Source organism: Protofrankia sp. CiP1_Cm_nod3 (assembly GCF_982290655.1).
In genome coordinates, this window is the sequence record NZ_CEVIVD010000004.1 from 49,226 (window position 1) to 67,132 (window position 17,907).

Consider the following 17,907-nt stretch of genomic DNA (forward strand, 5'->3'; position numbering starts at 1 on the left):
TAGACTCGCCAGTACTGCCGATCCGACCGGGCGGAGGGTGACTATGCAGTCCCCTGAGGGCGTGGGCGCGGTGCTCGCAGCCGCCCGCGTCAGACAGGGTCTGTCGATCTTGGATGTCAGCGAGCGGACCCGTGTGCGCACCGCACTGATTGAGCAGATAGAGGGTGACGATTTCACCAGCTGTGGTGGTTCGGTGTATGCGCGTGGCCATATTCGCAGCATCGCCCGCACTCTGGGGATCGATCCCGTACCGCTGATCGCCGAGTTCGACCGGCGTCACGGCCGGCTGACCGGGCCGCAGCCGCTCCCGGCGCGGCCGGTCGACCCGTTGATCCCGCAGGGGGCGGGGGCCCGTCGGGGATTTCCCTGGGCGCCCGCGGTGATCGTCGCGTTGGTGGCGGTCTGTGTCCTGGCGGCTCTCGCCGTCCTCGTCCCGAACGGCTCCGGCGGTGCGCTGCGTGACCCCACCGGTGTCCGGGCTGCCGCCACGGTCCCGCCGGTGACGCCGGGAGCCGGCGCGACCGGTGCGCCCGCCGGGCCCGTGCGGTCCGCGACGCCCGCGCCGAGCGGGGTGAACGTCGAGGTGGCGGTGCGGGACGAGCCGAGCTGGCTGGAGATGCGGGACGAGGCCCAGCGGGTCCTGCTGCAGCAGCTCCTGCAGCCCGGCGACAGCCGGCTGGTGAAGGCGGCCCGTTCCGTGGAGATCAGAATCGGTAACGCCGGGTCGGTGGCGGTCTTCTGCAACGGCCGGGATCTGGGAGTGGGGGGCAGCCCCGGCCAGGTTCTCACCGTACGTGTGGGACTGGGTGCGTCGGGAGACTGTGCCATTGGTAACCCGGCATCCCGGTAGCCTGACGTCGTGCCCGATCGTCCTGTTCGCCGTGTCGCGCTGATCACATTGGGCTGTGCCCGCAACGACGTGGACTCCGAGGAGCTCGCGGCGCGGCTCGGGGGGGACGGCTGGGCCGTGGTCGACGATCCGGCCAGTGCCGACGCCGTGGTGGTCAACACCTGCGGTTTCGTCGACGTCGCCAAGAAGGACTCGATCGACACGTTGCTCGCCGCCGCCGACCTGCGCGACGCCGCCGGGGGCCCGAAGGCCGTGGTCGCGGTCGGCTGCCTGGCCGAGCGGTACGGCCGGCAGCTCGCCGAGAGCCTGCCGGAGGCCGACGCCGTCCTCGGCTTCGACGCCTACCCGGCGCTCGGCAGCCACCTGGACGCGGTGCTGCGCGGCGAGAAGCCCGCGGCGCACACTCCGCGTGACCGGCGGGCCCTGCTGCCGATCACACCGGTCGACCGCCAGGCAGGGCAGCAGGCAGGGCAGCAGGCAGGGCAGGCGGAGCGGTCCGGGCCCGCGTCCGGCCCGCCGGTCCTGCGCCAGCGCCTGCTCGGTGGGCCTGTCGCGTCGTTGAAGATCTCCAGTGGCTGTGACCGGCGCTGTGCGTTCTGCGCGATCCCCACGTTCCGCGGGGCACACGTCTCCCGGCCGCCGCAGGACGTCCTCGCCGAGGCCGAGTGGCTCGCCGGCCAGGGCGTGCGGGAACTCGTCCTGGTCAGCGAGAACTCGACCTCCTACGGCAAGGACCTCGGGGACCTGCGGGCGCTGGAGAAGCTGCTGCCCCAGCTGGCCGCGATCACCGGTGTGGTCCGGGTCAGAGCGGTGTACCTGCAGCCCGCCGAGGTACGCCCGTCCCTGCTGGAGACGGTGCTGACGACCCCCGGCGTCGCCCCCTACCTCGATCTGTCGTTCCAGCACGCCAGTCCGTCGGTGCTGCGGCGGATGCGCCGTTTCGGTGGCGCGGACGCCTTCCTCGATCTGCTGGCGCGGGCCCGCGCGCTGGCCCCGGACGTCGGCGCCCGCTCGAACGTGATCGTCGGCTTCCCGGGCGAGACCCGGGCGGACGTCGCGCTGCTGGAGCGCTTCCTCACCGACGCCGACCTCGACGCCGTCGGGGTCTTCGGATACTCCGACGAGGACGGTACCGAGGCGGCCGGCCTGCCCGGCAAGGTCACGCCGGCCACGGTACGCCGGCGCCAGGCGCGCGTGACCGACCTGGTCGAGCAGCTGACCGCCGCCCGCGCGCAGCGGCGGCTCTCCTCGGTCGTCGAGGTCCTGGTGGAGGAGGCCGCCGGTGGGCTGGCGCACGGACGGGCCGCGCACCAGCAGCCCGAGGTCGACGGGGCGTGCACGGTCCGCCTGCCACCGGCCGAGGCCGCGCGGGTACGGGTGGGTGATCTGGTGAGCGCGAAGGTGGTCGCGGCCGAAGGGGTGGACCTGGTCGCCGAGCTCCTCGACGTTGTCGACTCCGTGGGATGAGCGGGGCTGGTGCCGCTGTCAGCCGGCTGAACCTCGCCAACGCGCTCACCGTCGGGCGGGTCGCGCTCGTCCCGGTGTTCGTGGTGCTCATGTTCGCCGGCGGGCAGGACGGTTCCGGCTGGCGGGTGGCGGCGTTCGCCGTCTACGCGCTCGCGGCGGTCACCGACCAGGTCGACGGATACATCGCCCGCAGCCGCGGGATCGTCACGGATTTCGGGATCATCCTCGACCCGATCGCGGACAAGGCGCTCACCGGTGCCGCGCTGCTGTCCCTGTCGCTGCTCGGTGAGCTGCCGTGGCTGGTGACGGTGGTCGTCGTGGTCCGGGAGGCCGGGGTCACCCTGCTGCGGTTACGGATGATCCGCTACGGGGTGATGGCGCCCAGCCGCGGGGGCAAGCTGAAGACCCTGCTGCTCAACTGCGCGATCGGTCTCTACGTGCTTCCCCTGGAGGGGATCGCCGCCTCCGCGCGGGCGGTCGTTCTCGCCGCCGGGGTGCTGGTGGCGGTGGTCACCGGTCTTGACTACGTGGGACGGGCGCTGGCCCTGCGACGGCAGGCGACGCGGCCGGTCCCCGCGATCTCCGAGGAGAACGATGCGGGCTGAACTACTGGCTGTGGGCGACGAACTGCTGTTCGGGGACATCGTCAACGGCAACGCGGCGTGGCTCGGGCGGCAGCTCGCCGACGTGGGCGTACGGCTGACGATGTCAACGGTGGTGGGCGACAACGTCGACGTGATCGCGGCCGGGATCCGGGCGGCGCTGGGCCGCGCGGACGCGGTCATCCTCACCGGCGGGCTCGGGCCGACCCAGGACGACCTGACCAGGGAGGGGATCGCCCTGGCGGCTGGTGTGGCCCTGCGCCGGGACGCCTTCCTGGAGGCGGCCTTACGGCGTCGGTTCCAGGCGCTGAGGCGGGATGTGCCGAGCGGTACGGACCGAGGGGCGCCGGAGATGAACTACCGGCAGGCAGATCTCCCCGAGGGAGCCGAACCGCTGCCGAACGAGGTCGGCACCGCCCCCGGCGTCCGGCTGGAGACAGCCGGCGGCGTGGTGTACGCCCTGCCTGGCGTCCCCAGCGAGATGTACGCCATGTTCACCGGGTCGGTCCTGCCGGATCTGCTGCGCCGGGCCGGGGAGCCGGCGGTCGTGGTGCACCGGGTCCTGCGCACCGCCGGGATCTGGGAGTCGGCGGTGGCCCAGGCGCTGGCCGGTGAGGTCGAGCGGCTCGCCCCGGTCGGGAACCCGACAATCGCCTTTCTGGCCAGCGGCGGGCAGACCCGGGTGCGGGTCAGCGCCCGCGCCGCAGACCGGGCCGAGGCGTACCGGCTCATCGAGCCGGTGGAGAAGGCGGCCCGCGACGCGCTCGGGACCGCGCTCTACGGCGTCGACGACGACACCCTGGAGGGGACCGTCCTGCGGCTGCTCGCCGAGCGCGGTGAGACGCTCGCCGTCGCCGAGTCGATGACCGGCGGGCTGCTCGCCGGCCGGCTCACCGATGTCGCCGGTGCCAGCGCGGTGCTGCGCGGCGGGGTGGTCTCCTACGCCACCGAGGCCAAGCGGGACGTGCTCGGGGTCGGCCCGGAGGTGCTGGCGACGTCCGGCGCGGTGTCCCCGGAGGCGGCGGCGGCGATGGCCGCGGGCGTGCGGGACCTGCTGGGGGCGAGCACCGGGCTGGCGGTGACCGGGGTGGCCGGCCCCGACGAGCAGGAGGGCAAGCCCGTCGGGACCCTGCACATAGGTATGGTTGGTGCCTTCGGCACGCTGACGAGGTCCCTACGCCTCCCCGGCGACCGTCGTACGAACCGTGTCTATGCGGTCGTCCAGGCGTTGGACGTTCTTCGGCGTACCCTGACTGTTCATACCTGTTGACTGGGATGAACCGCCGGACGCGTGTTGCTTACATGGTTACAGTCGTATCAACGGCCAGCCATCACGGTGGACAGCAGGTATACGGTAAGGCCCAGCCCGAGGACGAAGGAGGAGGCACGATGGTCCTGCTCCGACGCATGCTCGGCGAGGCATTGCGCCGCCGCCGCCAGGATCAGCACCGGACCCTGCGTGAGGTGTCCTCCAACGCGAGGGTCTCGCTCGGATACCTCTCCGAGGTCGAGCGAGGGCAGAAGGAGGCGAGCTCCGAGCTGCTGGCGTCGATCTGCGACGCGCTCGGCGTCCGGCTCGCCGACCTGCTGCGTGAGGTGAGCGACGACCTGGAGCTCGCCGAGCTCGCGGCTGGCGGCCCGGCCCGGGTGGGCGCCCCGATGGCGGGGATGCCGCCGATGGCCGCCATGCAGTCCCGCGGCGGCGCGACCACCGCCGTGGTCGACCGTGCCGCCTAGCCGACTGCCGTTTTCGTAGGCCGGGGGGCACCGATGTCCGGCTTGGCGTGCGACGATCGGGGGTATGGCGAACGTCGTCCGCAAGTTCTACCGCTATCTGTCCGCGTCGGCGAACCGGAAGCTGGACGAGAAGGCTGACCCCCGGGTCCAGATCGACCAGGCGATCACCGAGGCGCAGCGGCAGCACCAGGCGCTCGTACAGCAGGCCGCCGCGGTCGTCGGCAACCAGCGGCAGCTGGAGATGCGGATGGCGCGCCAGATCGAGGAGGTCGAGAGCCTGGCCGCCTCCGCGCGCCAGGCCATCCTGCTCGCGGACGCGGCCAGCGCGAAGGGCGAGGTGGACGCGGCCGCCCGCTACGAGCAGACCGCGCAGGCGTTCGCCGGCCAGCTCGTCGCCGCGGAGGGCTCCCTCGACGACCTCAAGTCCCTGCACCAGCAGGCCGTGCTCTCCGCCGAGCAGGCCCGCCGCGCGGTGGAGGACAACACGCTGCGGCTGGAGGGGCAGCTCGCCGAGCGGGCCCGGCTGCTGACCCAGATCGAGCACGCCGCCATGCAGGAGCAGATGAGCAAGGCGCTCGACGGCATGTCCCGGCTCACCCCGCCGGGTGACACCCCGACGCTGGGGCAGGTCCGGGACAAGGTCGAGCAACGCTACGCGGTCGCCCTGGGACACCACGAGCTGTCCTCGCAGGGGGTGGAGTCGCGGATGCTGGAGATTCGCCGGGCGTCGTTGGACGCGAAGGCGTCCAACCGTCTCACCGAGATCCGCACGGCCCTGTCGGCCGGGCCGGCGGCGGGCGGATCCGACGGCACGCTGTCCCTGAACAAGGGATCACCGCCGTCCCTGGACAAGGGACCGGCCGATCAGCCGGACGGCTGACGGTGCTGCCGGCACACGGGACGGGGCCGAGCAGCCGCCTGCCGGAGTGGCTGCGTGCCGACATCGAACGCCGGAACCTGCTGCGCGGCGAGCAGCGGCTGGTCCGCACCCAGGCCCGGCTGCGCCGCCGGGCCGCCACGTCCGCGCGGGTGTGGTCCGGGGTCGCGGTCCTCACCCCGGCCGCCGCGGTGCTGGACGGGACGTGGGCCTGGCTGGTCGTGGGCGCCGGCGCGCTCGTGCGGGCCGGGCTGTCCTGGCGTCAGGCGCGGGCGGCCCCGGCGCTGCCGGCGGCGCTGCCGCTGCCGACGGCGCCGCTGCCTTCGCGGCTGCGGCTGCGGGGCTCGGCCGCCGCGGAGCCCCTGCAGCGCGGCGAGGCGGCGATGCTCGCGCTCGCCGCGATGCTGCGGGCGCTGCCGCCCGGGGCCGCCGCCGAGGCGGTCCGCGCGGCGATGGTGTCGGCCGCCCAGGTGGTCGACGGTCTGCGCGGCCAGGCCGCCCGGGTGCTGGCCGCCGAGTCGGCGGCGCGCGCGGTCGTCGACCCGGACCGCCGCGCGGAGATCACCAGCATGATCATGGGCCTGGTGAGCGCGATGACGACCGCCGCGAACGCTCTCGACGAGATGCTGGCCGCGGCCAGTGACCTGCTCGCCTCGACACCGTCGGCGCTGTCGCCGGCGGGGCCGGGGATGCCGGGGATGGGGCGCGGCGGCGAGCTCGAGCGAGGGACCGCAGCCCTGCGCGGCTTCGCCGACGGCCTGCGCGAACTCATGCGGGATGGTTCAGGCCCGTAGCCGCAGGCTTCAGGCCCGTAGCCGCAGGCCGCGGGGCGTGGGGTGGAAGCCGGCGCGTTCCAGGGCCTGCCCGAGTTCGCTGGCGCGCAGCTCGCTGGTGAGCACGGCCTGGCCGTCGGCCTTCTCCACGGACAGCTGCCCCAGCCAGCCGTCCCGCACGGCGAGCGCGAGGGCGTCGACCGCCGGCTGTACCCGTCCGGGGCCGTCGGTCCAGGTCAGCAGCGTCCGGCCGCCGCGTTCGACGTACAGCGCCAGTTCGCCGTCGACGAGCACGACGAGCGCGCCCGGCGTGCGTCCCGGCCGGTGTCCCGAAGAGCTGGCCGGCCAGGGCAGGGCGGCGCCGTAGGGGTTCGCCGGGTCGGTCGCGGCGAGCACGGTCGCGCCGGACGTCGCCGGCGTCGCCCGCAGCCGGTCGACCGCGCCGGGGACGGCGAACTGGGCCGCGCCGAGGGATTCCACGAAGTAGCCACGTCTGCACTGCCCGTTGTCCTCGAAGGCGGACAGGACGCGGTACACCCCGGCGAAACCGCCCGGGAGCCCCTCGGCCGTGACCGCGCCGCGGGTGACGATCCCGTACCGGTCGAGCAGCGTCCCGGCCTGCGCGTGGGCGCGCAGGGTCAGGTCGGGATCCCGCTCGGGCAGCAGCGACCAGCGGCCGGCCACCGTCGGCGGGCCGGTCCGTGACGGCATGCGCGGGCGGGGGACAGCCGGGCGGGAATAGCGGACCGGGCGTAACCGTGGGCTGCGCCGGGCGGTCGGATGGCTGCCGCGGCGGGCGGCCAGCGAGGCCCGCAGCGGGGCGAGGCTGTCGTTGGTGACCAGGCCCGCCCACACCAGATCCCACAGCGCGGCCGCGAGCGCGGCGTCGTCGAGGCTGGTGACCCGGTCGGAGAGGGTCCGGAAGAACAGAGCGGCCCCCGCGTCGAGGGCCTCGAGCACGGCGGCGTGCAGCGGGGTGCCCGCCGCGTCCGGGGCGGGTGGTGGCAGCAGCAGGGGGGCGCTGTCGGCGAGGACCAGGGCCAGCCAGCCGTCGTTGCCGGGCAGCCCGCCCGCGCCGGCCCACAGCACCTCACCGGACACGCACAGCTCGTCGAGCATCCCCGGCTGGTAGTCCGCCACCCGGGCGGGCAGGATGAGCTGCTCCCAGGCGCTGGCCGGCATCAGCGCGCCCTGCAGCTGCTCGATGGCCCGCAGCACCGCGTCGACGCCGTGGCTGCCGCCGTGCGCGCCGTCCCGGCCGTGTGAAATCCCCTGCCAGGCGGGCAGGAAGCGGCCGAGGGCCGCCGTCGGGGCGGGTTCGACGTCGCGGCGGGAGGCGGCGAGGCTGCGTCGGCGCAGTATCCGTAACACCGTGTTGTCACACCACTGCTCTCCGGTGTCTCCCGGGCGCAGCTCGCCGCGGACGAGCCGGCCGGTGGCGAGCATCCGCTCCAGACCGGCGGTCACCACCGCCACCCCCAGCCCGAACCGGTCGGCGGCCGCCTCGGCGTCGAACGGGCCGTGTGTGCGCGCGTAGCGGGCGAGCAGATCGCCGAGCGGGTCGCGGACCGTTTCGGTGAAGGCCGTCGGCACCCCGGCCGGCACCGGGATGCCGACGGCGTCGCGCAGCCGGCCGGCGTCCTCGACGGCCACCCAGCGTTCCTCGCCGGCGATGCGTACCCGCAGCGCGCGGTGGGTGTCGGCGAGCTCGGCGAGGTGGGCCGGGGCCGCGCCGCGGGCCAGCGCCTCCGGCGTGCTGAGGTCGCCGACCACGCGCAGCAGGTCGGCGACGTCCTCGACGTCACGTGCCCGCCGGCCGGGTGCCAGGCGCTGCAGCTCGGCCTCCACCTGGGCGAGCACGGCCGCGTCGATCAGCTCCCGCAGGTCGGCCTGGCCGAGCAGCTGGGTGAGCAGGGAGCTGTCCAGCGCGAGCAGCTGGGCCCGGCGTTCGGCCAGCGGGGTGTCCCCGTCGTACATGAACGCCGCGACGTAGCCGAACAGCATCGAGCGGGCGAACGGCGAGGGTGCCGCGGTCTCCACCTCGACGACACGCAGCGTGCGGGCCGCGACCTGACGCATCAGCCCGGTCAGGGCGGGGACGTCGAAGACGTCCTGCAGACACTCCCGCATGGTCTCCAGCACCACGGGGAAGTCGTCGAAGCGGGCTGCCACCTCCAACAGGTGGGCGCTGCGCTGCCGTTGCTGCCACAGCGGCGTCCGGCGGCCGGGGGTGCGCCGCGGCAGCAGCAGCGACCGGCCCGCGCACTCCCGGAACCGGCCCGCGAACAGCGCGCTGGTACCGACCTCGGCCCGCACGAGCGCGTCGATCTCGTCGGGGTCGAACACGGCCACGTCGGCGGTGGGGGCGAGGCCGGCGTCCGGGATCCGCGCGACGACACCGTCGTCGCAGTGCATGATCTGCACCTCGACGCCGTAGCGGTCGCGCAGCCGGGCGGCGATGGCCAGCGCCCACGGCGCAGTCACCGGGGCGCCGACGGGCGAGTGGACCGCCAGCCGCCAGTCGCCGAGCTCGTCCCGGAAGCGTTCGACGACGATCGTCCGGTCGTCCGGCAGATGCCCGGTGGCCGCCCGCTGGTCGGCGAGGTAGGCGAGCAGGTTGTCGGTGGCCCACCCGTCGAACCCGGCCGCCCGCAGGCGCTCGCGCGCCGGCCCGGTGTCGAGGCGGGCCAGCTCGCGGGTGAAGGCGCCGATCTCGCGGCCGAGTTCGGCGGGACGCCCGAGCGTGTCGCCGTGCCAGAACGGCAGCTTGCCCGGCCGGCCCGGCGCCGGGGCCACCAGCACCCGGTCGGGGGTGATCTCCTCGATCCGCCAGCTCGACGACCCGAGCAGAACGACGTCGCCGGCCCGGGACTCGTAGACCATCTCCTCGTCCAGCTCGCCGACCCGGCTGGCCTTCTCACCCACCAGGAAGACCCCGAACAGGCCGCGGTCGGGGATGCTGCCGCCGCTGGTGACCGCCAGCCGCCCGCTGCCGGGCCGGCCGGTGAGGGTGCCGGTGGCCCGGTCCCAGACCAGGCGGGGACGCAGCTCGGCGAAGTCGTCGCTGGGGTAGCGGCCCGCGAGCATGTCCAGGACCGCATCCAGGGCGGACGGCGGCAGCGTCGCGAACGAGGCCGCCCGGCGTACCAGCGCGGCGACGTCGTCGACCTGCCAGGGGTCCATCGCGGCCATCGCCACGATCTGCTGGGCGAGCACGTCCAGCGGGTTGCGCGGATAGCGCAGCTGCTCGATCCCGCCGTCGCGCATCCGTTCGGCGACGACGGCGCACGACAGCAGGTCACCGCGGTGCTTGGGTATGATCACTCCGCGGCTGGCGGCCCCGACCTGGTGCCCGGCCCGTCCCACCCGCTGCATGCCGGCGGCCACGCTCGGTGGTGACTCGACCTGGACGACGAGGTCGACGGCGCCCATGTCGATGCCGAGCTCCAGGCTGGAGGTGGCCACGACCGCGGGCAGCCGGCCGGCCTTGAGATCGTCCTCGATGAGCGCCCGCTGCTGCCGGCTGACGCTGCCGTGATGCGCCCGGGCCACCTCCGCTGTGGCGAGGGTGTTCAGCTGGGCGCACAGCCGTTCGGCCAGCCGGCGGGAGTTGGCGAACACGATGGTCGAGCGGTGCGCGAGGACGAGGTCGAGGATCCGCTCCTCCACGGCCGGCCAGATCGACGCCGCCGGCCGCGTGTCGGTGCTGGGGCCGGTGAGCTGGGTCATGTCCGGCACCGGCACGACCACGTCGATCCGCAGGGTCTTGTCCGTGGACGGGCGGACCACCGTGACCGCGCGGGCGCCCCCGAGGAAGCGCGCGGCCTCCTCGGCCGGGCGCACCGTCGCCGACAGGCCCACCCGCTGGGCGGGGGTGTCCAGCAGCGCGTCGAGGCGTTCCAGGCTCAGGGCGAGATGGGCGCCGCGCTTGGTACCGGCCACGGCGTGCACCTCGTCCACGATGACCGTCTCGACCCCGCGCAGCGCCTCGCGCGCCTGGCTGGTCAGGATCAGGAACAGCGACTCGGGCGTGGTGATGAGCACGTCCGGGGGCAGCCGCCCGAACGCCCGCCGCTCGGCGGCGGGTGTCACCGGAGCGGATGCCCACCCGCACGTCGGGCTCGGGCCGGCCCAGGCGCGCCGCGGTGGCCCGGATCCCGGCCAGCGGGGCCCGCAGGTTGCGTTCGACGTCCACGGCCAGCGCCTTGAGCGGGCTGACGTAGAGCACCCGGCAGCGCCGGGAGGCGTCGGCCGGAGGGCCGGTGCGGGCGATGCGGTCCAGCGACCACAGGAAGGCGGCGAGCGTCTTGCCCGAGCCGGTCGGGGCGACGACCAGCACGTCGTCCCCGCGGCTGATCGCCTCCCACGCGCCGGCCTGCGCGGGGGTGGGCGCGGGGAACACGCCGGTGAACCAGGCCCGGGTGGGGGCCGAGAACAGCGTGAGAGGGGACGGCGCGGGCATGCCTTCGAGTCTGCCTGTCACGAGTCCGTCTGTCGGGAAGGGCAGACTTGCACCCGTGCGGCTGACCGAGTTCTGGGCGCGAATGAACAAGCAGTTCGGCTCCGGGTACGCGGAGTCGGTTGCCCGCGACCATGTTGTCGCCGGGCTCGGCGGGGCCACGGTCGAGGCGGCCCTCGCCCGCGGTGACGACGCCAAGGACGTCTGGCGGGCGGTGTGCGAGGAGTTCGGGGTGCCCGCGCGCGAACGCTGAGGCTCCATCCCGGGAGCCTCAGCGTGTCGACGGCGTGTCGATGATGCCATCGAACGCATGTTCGCCTACTGTGGATGTCGAGTAGCGAGGTGCCCCGGTGGGGTGAGAAAGGCTGTTGATCGTGGCTGCTTCGACCGTCCAGTTGTCCACAGGCGCGGCCCGGCGCTCGAAATTGTCGGACCCGCCCCCTACCGTCGCCATCGTGGCCAAGAATCGACGACCTCAGCCTGGAGTGACCCCGATGGCAGGACTCGACCGCGAGAAGGCGTTGGAGAACGCCCTCGCACAGATCGACAAGCAGTTCGGCAAGGGCTCGGTGATGCGGCTCGGTGACGACACCCGCCCACCGGTCCAGGTCATCCCGACCGGTTCCATCGCCCTGGACGTGGCACTCGGCATCGGTGGGCTGCCGCGTGGCCGCGTCGTGGAGATCTACGGTCCGGAGTCGTCCGGGAAGACGACCGTCGCGCTGCACGCGGTCGCCAACGCCCAGGCCGCCGGCGGGATCGCGGCCTTCATCGACGCCGAGCACGCGCTCGACCCCGACTACGCGGCCAAGCTCGGGGTCAACACCGACGCGCTGCTGGTCTCCCAGCCCGACACCGGTGAGCAGGCGTTGGAGATCGCGGACATGCTCATCCGGTCCGGCGCGATCGACATCATCGTCATCGACTCGGTGGCGGCCCTCGTGCCCCGGGCCGAGATCGAGGGTGAGATGGGTGACAGCCACGTCGGTCTGCAGGCCAGGCTGATGTCCCAGGCGCTGCGCAAGCTCACCGGTGCGCTGTCGCATTCGGGGACCACCGCCATCTTCATCAACCAGCTCCGCGAGAAGGTCGGCGTCATGTTCGGTTCGCCCGAGACGACCACGGGCGGCAAGGCGCTGAAGTTCTACGCCGTCCGTGCGGCTGGACGTCCGCCGCATCGAGACCCTGAAGGATGGGGCGGATGCCGTGGGTAACCGTACTCGGGTGAAGGTCGTGAAGAACAAGATGGCCCCCCCGTTCCGCACGGCGGAGTTCGACATCGTCTACGGCGGCGGCATCAGCAGGGAGGGCTCGTTGATCGATATGGGGGTCGAGCACGGCATCATCCGCAAGTCGGGAGCCTGGTACACCTACGACGGCGACCAGCTGGGCCAGGGCAAGGAGAACGCTCGTTCCTTCATGCGGGACAACCCCGACATCGCCGACGAGATCGAGAAGCGAATCAAGGAAAAGCTCGGCCTGGTGCCGACGCTCGACGTGGATCCGGCGTCCCCGCCGCCAGCCGACCTGTGAAACAGGCCGCGGACCTGTGAAAGAGGCCGCGGACCCGGTCGCCAGAGCGCGGGAGATCTGTCTGCGTCAGCTTGAGGCCCGGCCGCGAAGCCACGCGGAACTGGCTGCCACCCTGGCGCGGCGTGGGGTGGATCCCGATACCGCGCGGGCGGTGCTGGCCCGCCTGGCCGAGGTGGGTCTTGTCGACGACAGGGCGTTCGCCACCGCGTTGATCTCCTCCGCGCGGGTGAACCGCGGCCTGGGGCGTCACGGGCTCGTGCACGAGCTGCGCCGTCGGGGGGTCGACGTGGAGGTCATCGCCGCGGCGCTCGCCGACCAGGACAACCTGGACACCCACGACGAGGAGGCCGCCGCGCGGGAGCTGGTGCGACGTCGTATGCCGGCGATGGCAGGGCTGCCGGCCCAGGTGCGCACCCGGCGTCTGGCCGCGTTGCTCGGCCGTCGTGGCTACCCGTCCGATCTTGTTGTGCGAGTGGTCACCGAGGAGGTCGCGGATGGTTCGCTTGACTAGCTTTTCTTGACCGTCCATGAGTCGCAGACCTACTCTCAGCAAAGGTGAGAGGGCTCCCGCGGTGACGCGGTTCCGATAGTGCGAAACAACTTCACACGAGGGCGGCTGGCCCGGATCGCGACGTCTGCGGACGCCGCCGCATCCGCGTGGGCTCAGGCGTTTGTCGGTGGCAACACGCCTTCACGAGTTCCGGAACAGCCCGTTTCGTGAGTCCCTCGCCGTTCCGGCCCGCTGATCGCGGGTCGATCCCGGCTGAGGGAGGAGGACCGATGAGCGTTCTCCTCGTCGTGCTTGCCGTCTGCGTGCTCCTGGGTCTGGGAGTAATCACGCTGCTCCTCCTGCGCGTCCTGCGTTCGGGAGGCGCTGACGCCGAGGTGGCGACGGCCGAGCCCGGCGAAGCCGCTGAGATCATCAGGCAGGCCGCCGGCCTGCGGGAGCAGACGGAGCGGGAGGCCGCGGACCTGCTCCGCCGCGCGGAGGAGAACGCCCGGGCGCTGCGGGAGCGGGCCGATGCGGAGCTGGCGCTGCGTGGCTCCCTTGTCGAGGCGAAGGCGCGCGAGGCCGGCCGGAAGTCTGCGGAGACCTTCCGGACGCAGGCCGAGGAGGAGGTGCGGGCGCTGCGGGCGGAGCTGCACGAGCGGGACGCCCGTCTCGCCCAGCGCGAGCAGCGGCTGGAGGCCCGCGCCGCCGCCATGGATGAACAGGCCCGTCACATCGAGGCCAGGGACCACGACCTGGCAGCCCGGGAGGCCGAACTCGCCAGGCGGCGCGCGGAGGTCGTCGACCTGGAGGAGGAACGCCGCCGGACGCTGGAGGAGGCGGCCCGGCTCACCGCCGCCCAGGCGCGGGCCGAAATCGTCAAGGTCGTCGAGGCCGACGCCCGGCGGGACGCGGCCGTACTGGTCCGTGACATCGAGGCACAGGCCCGGGAGCAGGGTGAGGAACGGGCCAGGAAGATCGTTACGCTGGCCATTCAGCGGGTCGCCCTGGAGACGACCACGGAGTCGGTCGTCTCCGTCCTGCACCTGCCCAGCGACGAGATGAAGGGCCGCATCATCGGCCGTGAGGGGCGCAACATCCGGTCGTTCGAGTCGGTCACCGGCGTGAACGTCATCATCGACGACACGCCCGAGGCGGTACTGCTCAGCTGCTTCGATCCGGTACGCCGCGAAATCGCCAAGATCACGCTGGAGGCCCTGGTCGGAGACGGGCGGATTCACCCGCACCGCATCGAGGAGGAGCACGACCGGGCCAGGCGCGAGGTCGAGACGCGCTGTGTGCGCGCCGGTGAGGACGCGCTCATGCAGACCGGTATCGCGGAGATGCACCCCGAGCTGATCGCCATCCTCGGGCGGCTGCGGTACCGGACCAGCTACGGCCAGAACGTCCTGGCACACCTGATCGAGTCCGCGCACCTGGCGGGGATCATGGCCGCCGAGCTGCGGCTGCCGCCGGCGCTGGCCAAACGGGGCACCCTGCTCCACGACCTCGGCAAGGCGCTGACCCACGAGGTGGAGGGCAGCCATGCCCTCATCGGCGCCGAGATCGCCCGCCGCTACGGCGAGGACGAGGAGATCGTCCACGCCATCGAGGCGCACCACAACGAGGTCGAGCCGCGTTCGGTCGAGGCGGTGCTCACCCAGGCCGCCGACCAGATCTCCGGCGGACGGCCGGGGGCCCGCCGGGAGAGCCTGGAGTCCTACGTCAAACGGCTCGAGCGCATCGAGCAGATCGCCGGGGAACGCCCGGGGGTGGAGAAGGTCTTCGCGATGCAGGCCGGCCGCGAGGTCCGGGTGATGGTCGTCCCGGAGCAGGTGGACGACATCGCCGCGCACATACTCGCCCGTGACGTCGCCAAGCAGATCGAGGACGAGCTGACCTACCCGGGTCAGATCCGGGTCACGGTGGTCCGCGAGACCCGCGCCGTCGAGACCGCCCGATAGGGGCCGCCTGTCAGAGGTGGTGGAAAGTGTCTGTTGCGCCCGCGCCGTAGGCTGGCTGTGTGAGTCCCCGCAGTTACCAGGTCCGGACATTCGGATGTCAGATGAACGTCCATGACTCCGAGCGGATCGCCGGCATGCTGGATGCCGCCGGCTACGTGCCCGCGGCCACGGATGCCACGCCGGACGTGGTGGTGTTCAACACCTGTGCCGTCCGCGAGAACGCCGACAACCGGCTCTACGGCAATCTTGGCCAGATGTACCCGGCGAAGAAGCAGCATCCGGGCATGCAGATCGCGGTCGGCGGCTGTCTCGCGCAGAAGGACCGTGCGACGATCACCGAGCGGGCGCCCTGGGTGGATGTCGTCTTCGGCACCCACAACCTGCACCGGCTGCCCGTGCTGCTCGAGCGCGCACGGCACAACGCGGCGGCCGAGGTCGAGATCGTCGAGGCGCTGGAGGTCTTCCCCAGCGCGCTGCCCTCCCGCCGCTCGACGCACCACTCGGCGTGGGTGAGCATCAGCGTCGGCTGTGACAACACCTGCACCTTCTGCATCGTGCCGAGCCTGCGGGGCAGGGAGACCGACCGGCGTCCGGGCGACGTCCTGGCCGAGGTCGAGGCGCTGGTCGCCGACGGCGTCATCGAGATCACCCTGCTCGGCCAGAACGTGAACTCCTACGGCCGGTCGCTGGGCGATCCCGGGGCGTTCGCGAAGCTGCTGCACGCCTGCGGGACGATCGAGGGGCTGGAGCGGGTCCGGTTCACCTCACCGCATCCACGGGACTTCACCGACGACGTGATCGAGGCGATGGCGACGGCCCCGAACGTCTGCCCGCAGCTGCACATGCCGCTGCAGTCGGGGTCGGACGCGGTGCTGCGGCGGATGCGCCGCTCCTACCGCCAGGAGCGCTTCCTGGGAATCCTCGAGCGGGTCCGGGCCGCGATGCCGCACGCCGCCATCACCACCGACATCATCGTGGGCTTCCCGGGCGAGACGGAGGCCGACTTCGCCGACACCCTGCACGTGGTGCGCCAGGCGCGGTTCGCCGGGGCCTTCACCTTCCAGTACTCCCCGCGGGCGGGCACCCCGGCCGCCACCATGGACGGCCAGGTCGACCCGGCCGTCGTGCGGGACCGCTACGAACGGCTCGTGGCGGTCCAGGACGAGGTCTCCTGGGTGGGCAACCGCGCGCTCGTCGGCCAGCCGGTGGAGGTCCTCGTCGTCGAGGGGGAGGGGCGCAAGGACGCCGCCACCGGGCGGCGTTCCGGTCGCGCCCGGGACGGCCGGCTGGTCCATCTGGGCGCGCCGTCGGCCACCCTGATCCGTCCCGGTGACGTGGTGCGGACGGCGGTCACGCGGGGCGCGCCCCATCACCTCGTCGCGGACGGCCCGCTGCTCGCCCACCGGCGGACCAGGGCCGGTGACCTGTGGGAGGCCGAGCGGGAACGGCCGGCCGCCGCGGCCGCCGCGGGCGCGCCCACGCTGCTCGGCATGCCCGCGCTGCGGCGGTGACGCTGACGGCGGCGGTGCTCTGCCCGCATCCACCGTTGCTCGTCCCCGAGCTCGCCGCCGGTGAGGCCGTCGCGGTGCGTGAGCCGGCGGTCCAGGCCGTGCGCCGGCTTGTGGCCGGCGGCCCGGACGTGGTCGTCGTCGTGGGTGACGCGCCACGGACCGGGCCGTACGCCGCAGGCGAGTCCGGAAGCATGGCCGGTTACGGAGTGCCGCTGTCGGTCACGCTGGGACGCGTCCCGGATCCTCCCGCGGCGGCCTCTCCCACGCCGGAGGCGGCCCCGGCGCTGCCGCTGTCGCTGACGGTCGGGGCCTGGCTGCTCGGGCAGGCCCGGTGGGAGGGCGCGGTCACCGGCTTCGGCGTGAGCGCGACGACCAGCGCGGCGGACGCCGCCCGGATCGGCGCCGAGCTCGCCGGCTCGGCGCGGCGGGTCGCCCTGCTGGTGATGGGCGACGGCAGCGCACGGCGGACGGCCGGCGCGCCCGGCGGGTTCGACAGCCGCGCGGACGGCCACGACGCCGCGGTGGCGGCGGCGCTCGCCGCCGGCGACGCGGCCGCGCTGCTGCGCCTGGACCCGGCTCTCTCGCGGGAGCTGCTGGCGGCGGGCCGCGCGTCGTGGCAGGTACTCGCCGGCGCGCGGCTTGCCGGTGCTACCGTCACCGCCACAGCGCACGATCCGGGCATCACCATGAGCGACACGCGCACGTGGTCATGGACGTCTCGTGCTGAGTATGTCGCCGCCCCTTACGGTGTGGGGTACGTGGTCGCCGTGTGGGAGCAGGGGAGTCCTGGGTAATGATCTCGAGGTCGACGGAACTGCCATCCGGGGTACAGCACTCGACCTGCGCGAGCCTCGCGGTCCTACGAGCCGGATCGCCCGTCGACCCGCCGGTCGTCCTGCTGCCCGGTTACACCGGGAGCAAGGAGGACTTCCTGCCGATCATTCCGCGGCTCGCGCGGGCCGGGTTCGACGTGGTCGCGGTCGACCAGCACGGCCAGTACGAGTCACCCGCGGCCGACCCGGAGCGGGACTGCACGGTCGACGCGCTGGCCGGACACGTCGGCCGGGTGGCCGACGAGATCGGTCGCCCGGTGCACCTGCTCGGCCATTCCTTCGGGGGGCTGGTCGCGCGGACCGCGGTCATCGCCCGCCCGTCGTGCGTGGCAAGCCTCGTGCTGCTCAGCTCCGGCCCGGCCGGGATCGTCGGCCCTCGGCGGATCGCGCTGCAGGCCATGCGGGTGGTGTACAAGCGCAGCGGCCGGGACGCGGTATGGGCCGCCATGCGGGCCGCGGACACCGCCGTGTACCCGCCCGGTGGCCTGGAGTTCCTGGAGCGCCGGTTCTTCGCCAGCAGCAACGTCGGCCTGCGGGTGATGGGGGAGCAGCTGCTGAGCGAACCCGACCGGGTCGGTGAGCTCGCTGACGCCGTCAGCCAGGACGACGTACCCGTGCTGGTCGCCCACGGGGCCGCCGACGACGCCTGGCCGCCGCGTCTGCAGGCGGAGATGGCGGCACGCCTGGACGCCCGCTACGAGGTGATCGCCGGGGCGGCGCATTCGCCGGCGACCGAGAACCCGGAGGTCACCGCCGCGCTGCTGGTCGAGTTCTGGCGCAACGGCGTGGGCCAGCGGGCCGCGTAGGCCCG

At 73.4% G+C, this 17,907-nt stretch carries 14 protein-coding genes and 2 pseudogenes; 15 read left to right on the plus strand and 1 reads right to left on the minus strand.

Annotation, left to right across the window (positions count from 1 at the left end):
* The first annotated feature begins 43 nt into the window (after positions 1-43).
* The 7 genes from AC5LUJ_RS02215 (at position 44) to pspM (ending at position 6,327) form a co-directional block, all read left to right on the plus strand.
* Positions 44-850 carry a helix-turn-helix domain-containing protein gene (locus tag AC5LUJ_RS02215; RefSeq protein ID WP_250282268.1) on the plus strand — a complete coding sequence of 269 codons (807 nt, stop codon included), beginning with the start codon at positions 44-46 and terminating at the stop codon, positions 848-850.
* Positions 851-859: 9 nt separating this feature from the next.
* Positions 860-2,317 carry a MiaB/RimO family radical SAM methylthiotransferase gene (locus AC5LUJ_RS02220; protein ID WP_250282270.1) on the plus strand — a complete coding sequence of 486 codons (1,458 nt, stop codon included), beginning with the start codon at positions 860-862 and terminating at the stop codon, positions 2,315-2,317.
* On the plus strand, positions 2,314-2,922 hold the full coding sequence (locus AC5LUJ_RS02225) for a CDP-alcohol phosphatidyltransferase family protein (protein ID WP_250282272.1): 609 nt from the start codon (positions 2,314-2,316) through the stop codon (positions 2,920-2,922). The genes AC5LUJ_RS02220 and AC5LUJ_RS02225 overlap by 4 nt, the downstream gene beginning before the upstream one ends.
* Entirely contained in the window at positions 2,912-4,189 is a 1,278-nt protein-coding gene (locus tag AC5LUJ_RS02230) for a competence/damage-inducible protein A (protein WP_250282274.1), read from the plus strand. Before AC5LUJ_RS02225 ends, AC5LUJ_RS02230 begins: the two co-directional genes overlap by 11 nt.
* Positions 4,190-4,308: 119 nt before the next feature.
* Positions 4,309-4,656: a helix-turn-helix domain-containing protein gene (locus AC5LUJ_RS02235; protein WP_250282276.1), complete on the plus strand. Its 348-nt coding sequence runs from the start codon at positions 4,309-4,311 to the stop codon at positions 4,654-4,656.
* Positions 4,657-4,720: 64 nt separating this feature from the next.
* Positions 4,721-5,536, plus strand: coding sequence for a PspA/IM30 family protein (locus tag AC5LUJ_RS02240; RefSeq protein ID WP_250282278.1), 816 nt, complete (start codon positions 4,721-4,723; stop codon positions 5,534-5,536).
* A 2-nt stretch (positions 5,537-5,538) separates the two neighbouring features.
* Positions 5,539-6,327, plus strand: a complete 789-nt coding sequence (pspM, locus tag AC5LUJ_RS02245) for a phage shock envelope stress response protein PspM (RefSeq protein WP_493464377.1) — start codon at positions 5,539-5,541, stop codon at positions 6,325-6,327.
* A 9-nt stretch (positions 6,328-6,336) separates the two neighbouring features.
* On the opposite strand, the pseudogene AC5LUJ_RS02250 reads toward pspM, so the two are convergent.
* Positions 6,337-10,768 (minus strand): annotated as a pseudogene (locus AC5LUJ_RS02250) (Lhr family helicase).
* Between the two features lie 55 nt (positions 10,769-10,823).
* On the opposite strand from AC5LUJ_RS02250, the gene AC5LUJ_RS02255 reads away from it, so the two are divergent.
* The 8 genes and pseudogenes from AC5LUJ_RS02255 to AC5LUJ_RS02290 all read left to right on the plus strand — a co-directional run bounded on the left by AC5LUJ_RS02255 (position 10,824) and on the right by AC5LUJ_RS02290 (position 17,902).
* Positions 10,824-11,018: a DUF3046 domain-containing protein gene (locus tag AC5LUJ_RS02255; RefSeq protein ID WP_250285861.1), complete on the plus strand. Its 195-nt coding sequence runs from the start codon at positions 10,824-10,826 to the stop codon at positions 11,016-11,018.
* Between the two features lie 241 nt (positions 11,019-11,259).
* A pseudogene (gene recA, locus AC5LUJ_RS02260) lies at positions 11,260-12,010 on the plus strand (recombinase RecA); the annotation flags it as partial.
* Positions 12,011-12,298: a hypothetical protein gene (locus AC5LUJ_RS02265; RefSeq protein WP_493464382.1), complete on the plus strand. Its 288-nt coding sequence runs from the start codon at positions 12,011-12,013 to the stop codon at positions 12,296-12,298.
* Between the two features lie 16 nt (positions 12,299-12,314).
* Positions 12,315-12,809 (plus strand): regulatory protein RecX, encoded by a 495-nt coding sequence (locus AC5LUJ_RS02270; RefSeq protein WP_250285859.1) that lies wholly within the window; start codon positions 12,315-12,317, stop codon positions 12,807-12,809.
* Positions 12,810-13,078: 269 nt separating this feature from the next.
* Entirely contained in the window at positions 13,079-14,752 is a 1,674-nt protein-coding gene (rny, locus tag AC5LUJ_RS02275) for a ribonuclease Y (protein ID WP_250285858.1), read from the plus strand.
* Between the two features lie 59 nt (positions 14,753-14,811).
* On the plus strand, positions 14,812-16,263 hold the full coding sequence (gene miaB / locus AC5LUJ_RS02280; RefSeq protein ID WP_445548754.1) for a tRNA (N6-isopentenyl adenosine(37)-C2)-methylthiotransferase MiaB: 1,452 nt from the start codon (positions 14,812-14,814) through the stop codon (positions 16,261-16,263).
* Positions 16,260-17,057 (plus strand): class III extradiol ring-cleavage dioxygenase family protein, encoded by a 798-nt coding sequence (locus tag AC5LUJ_RS02285; RefSeq protein ID WP_493464378.1) that lies wholly within the window; start codon positions 16,260-16,262, stop codon positions 17,055-17,057. The genes miaB and AC5LUJ_RS02285 overlap by 4 nt, the downstream gene beginning before the upstream one ends.
* A complete protein-coding gene (locus tag AC5LUJ_RS02290) occupies positions 17,057-17,902 on the plus strand; it encodes an alpha/beta fold hydrolase (RefSeq protein WP_250284672.1) in 846 nt (281 codons plus the stop codon). Before AC5LUJ_RS02285 ends, AC5LUJ_RS02290 begins: the two co-directional genes overlap by 1 nt.
* The last annotated feature ends 5 nt before the right edge of the window (positions 17,903-17,907 follow it).

Bases quoted from the DNA above. Each gene is read 5' to 3' on its own strand.
- AC5LUJ_RS02215 (WP_250282268.1), top strand. From the start codon at position 44: ATGCAGTCCCCTGAGGGCGTGGGCGCGGTGCTCGCAGCCGCCCGCGTC.
- AC5LUJ_RS02225 (WP_250282272.1), top strand. From the start codon at position 2,314: ATGAGCGGGGCTGGTGCCGCTGTCAGCCGGCTGAACCTCGCCAACGCG.
- AC5LUJ_RS02230 (WP_250282274.1), top strand. From the start codon at position 2,912: ATGCGGGCTGAACTACTGGCTGTGGGCGACGAACTGCTGTTCGGGGAC.
- AC5LUJ_RS02235 (WP_250282276.1), top strand. From the start codon at position 4,309: ATGGTCCTGCTCCGACGCATGCTCGGCGAGGCATTGCGCCGCCGCCGC.
- AC5LUJ_RS02240 (WP_250282278.1), top strand. From the start codon at position 4,721: ATGGCGAACGTCGTCCGCAAGTTCTACCGCTATCTGTCCGCGTCGGCG.
- AC5LUJ_RS02265 (WP_493464382.1), top strand. From the start codon at position 12,011: ATGGCCCCCCCGTTCCGCACGGCGGAGTTCGACATCGTCTACGGCGGC.
- rny (WP_250285858.1), top strand. From the start codon at position 13,079: ATGAGCGTTCTCCTCGTCGTGCTTGCCGTCTGCGTGCTCCTGGGTCTG.
- AC5LUJ_RS02290 (WP_250284672.1), top strand. From the start codon at position 17,057: ATGATCTCGAGGTCGACGGAACTGCCATCCGGGGTACAGCACTCGACC.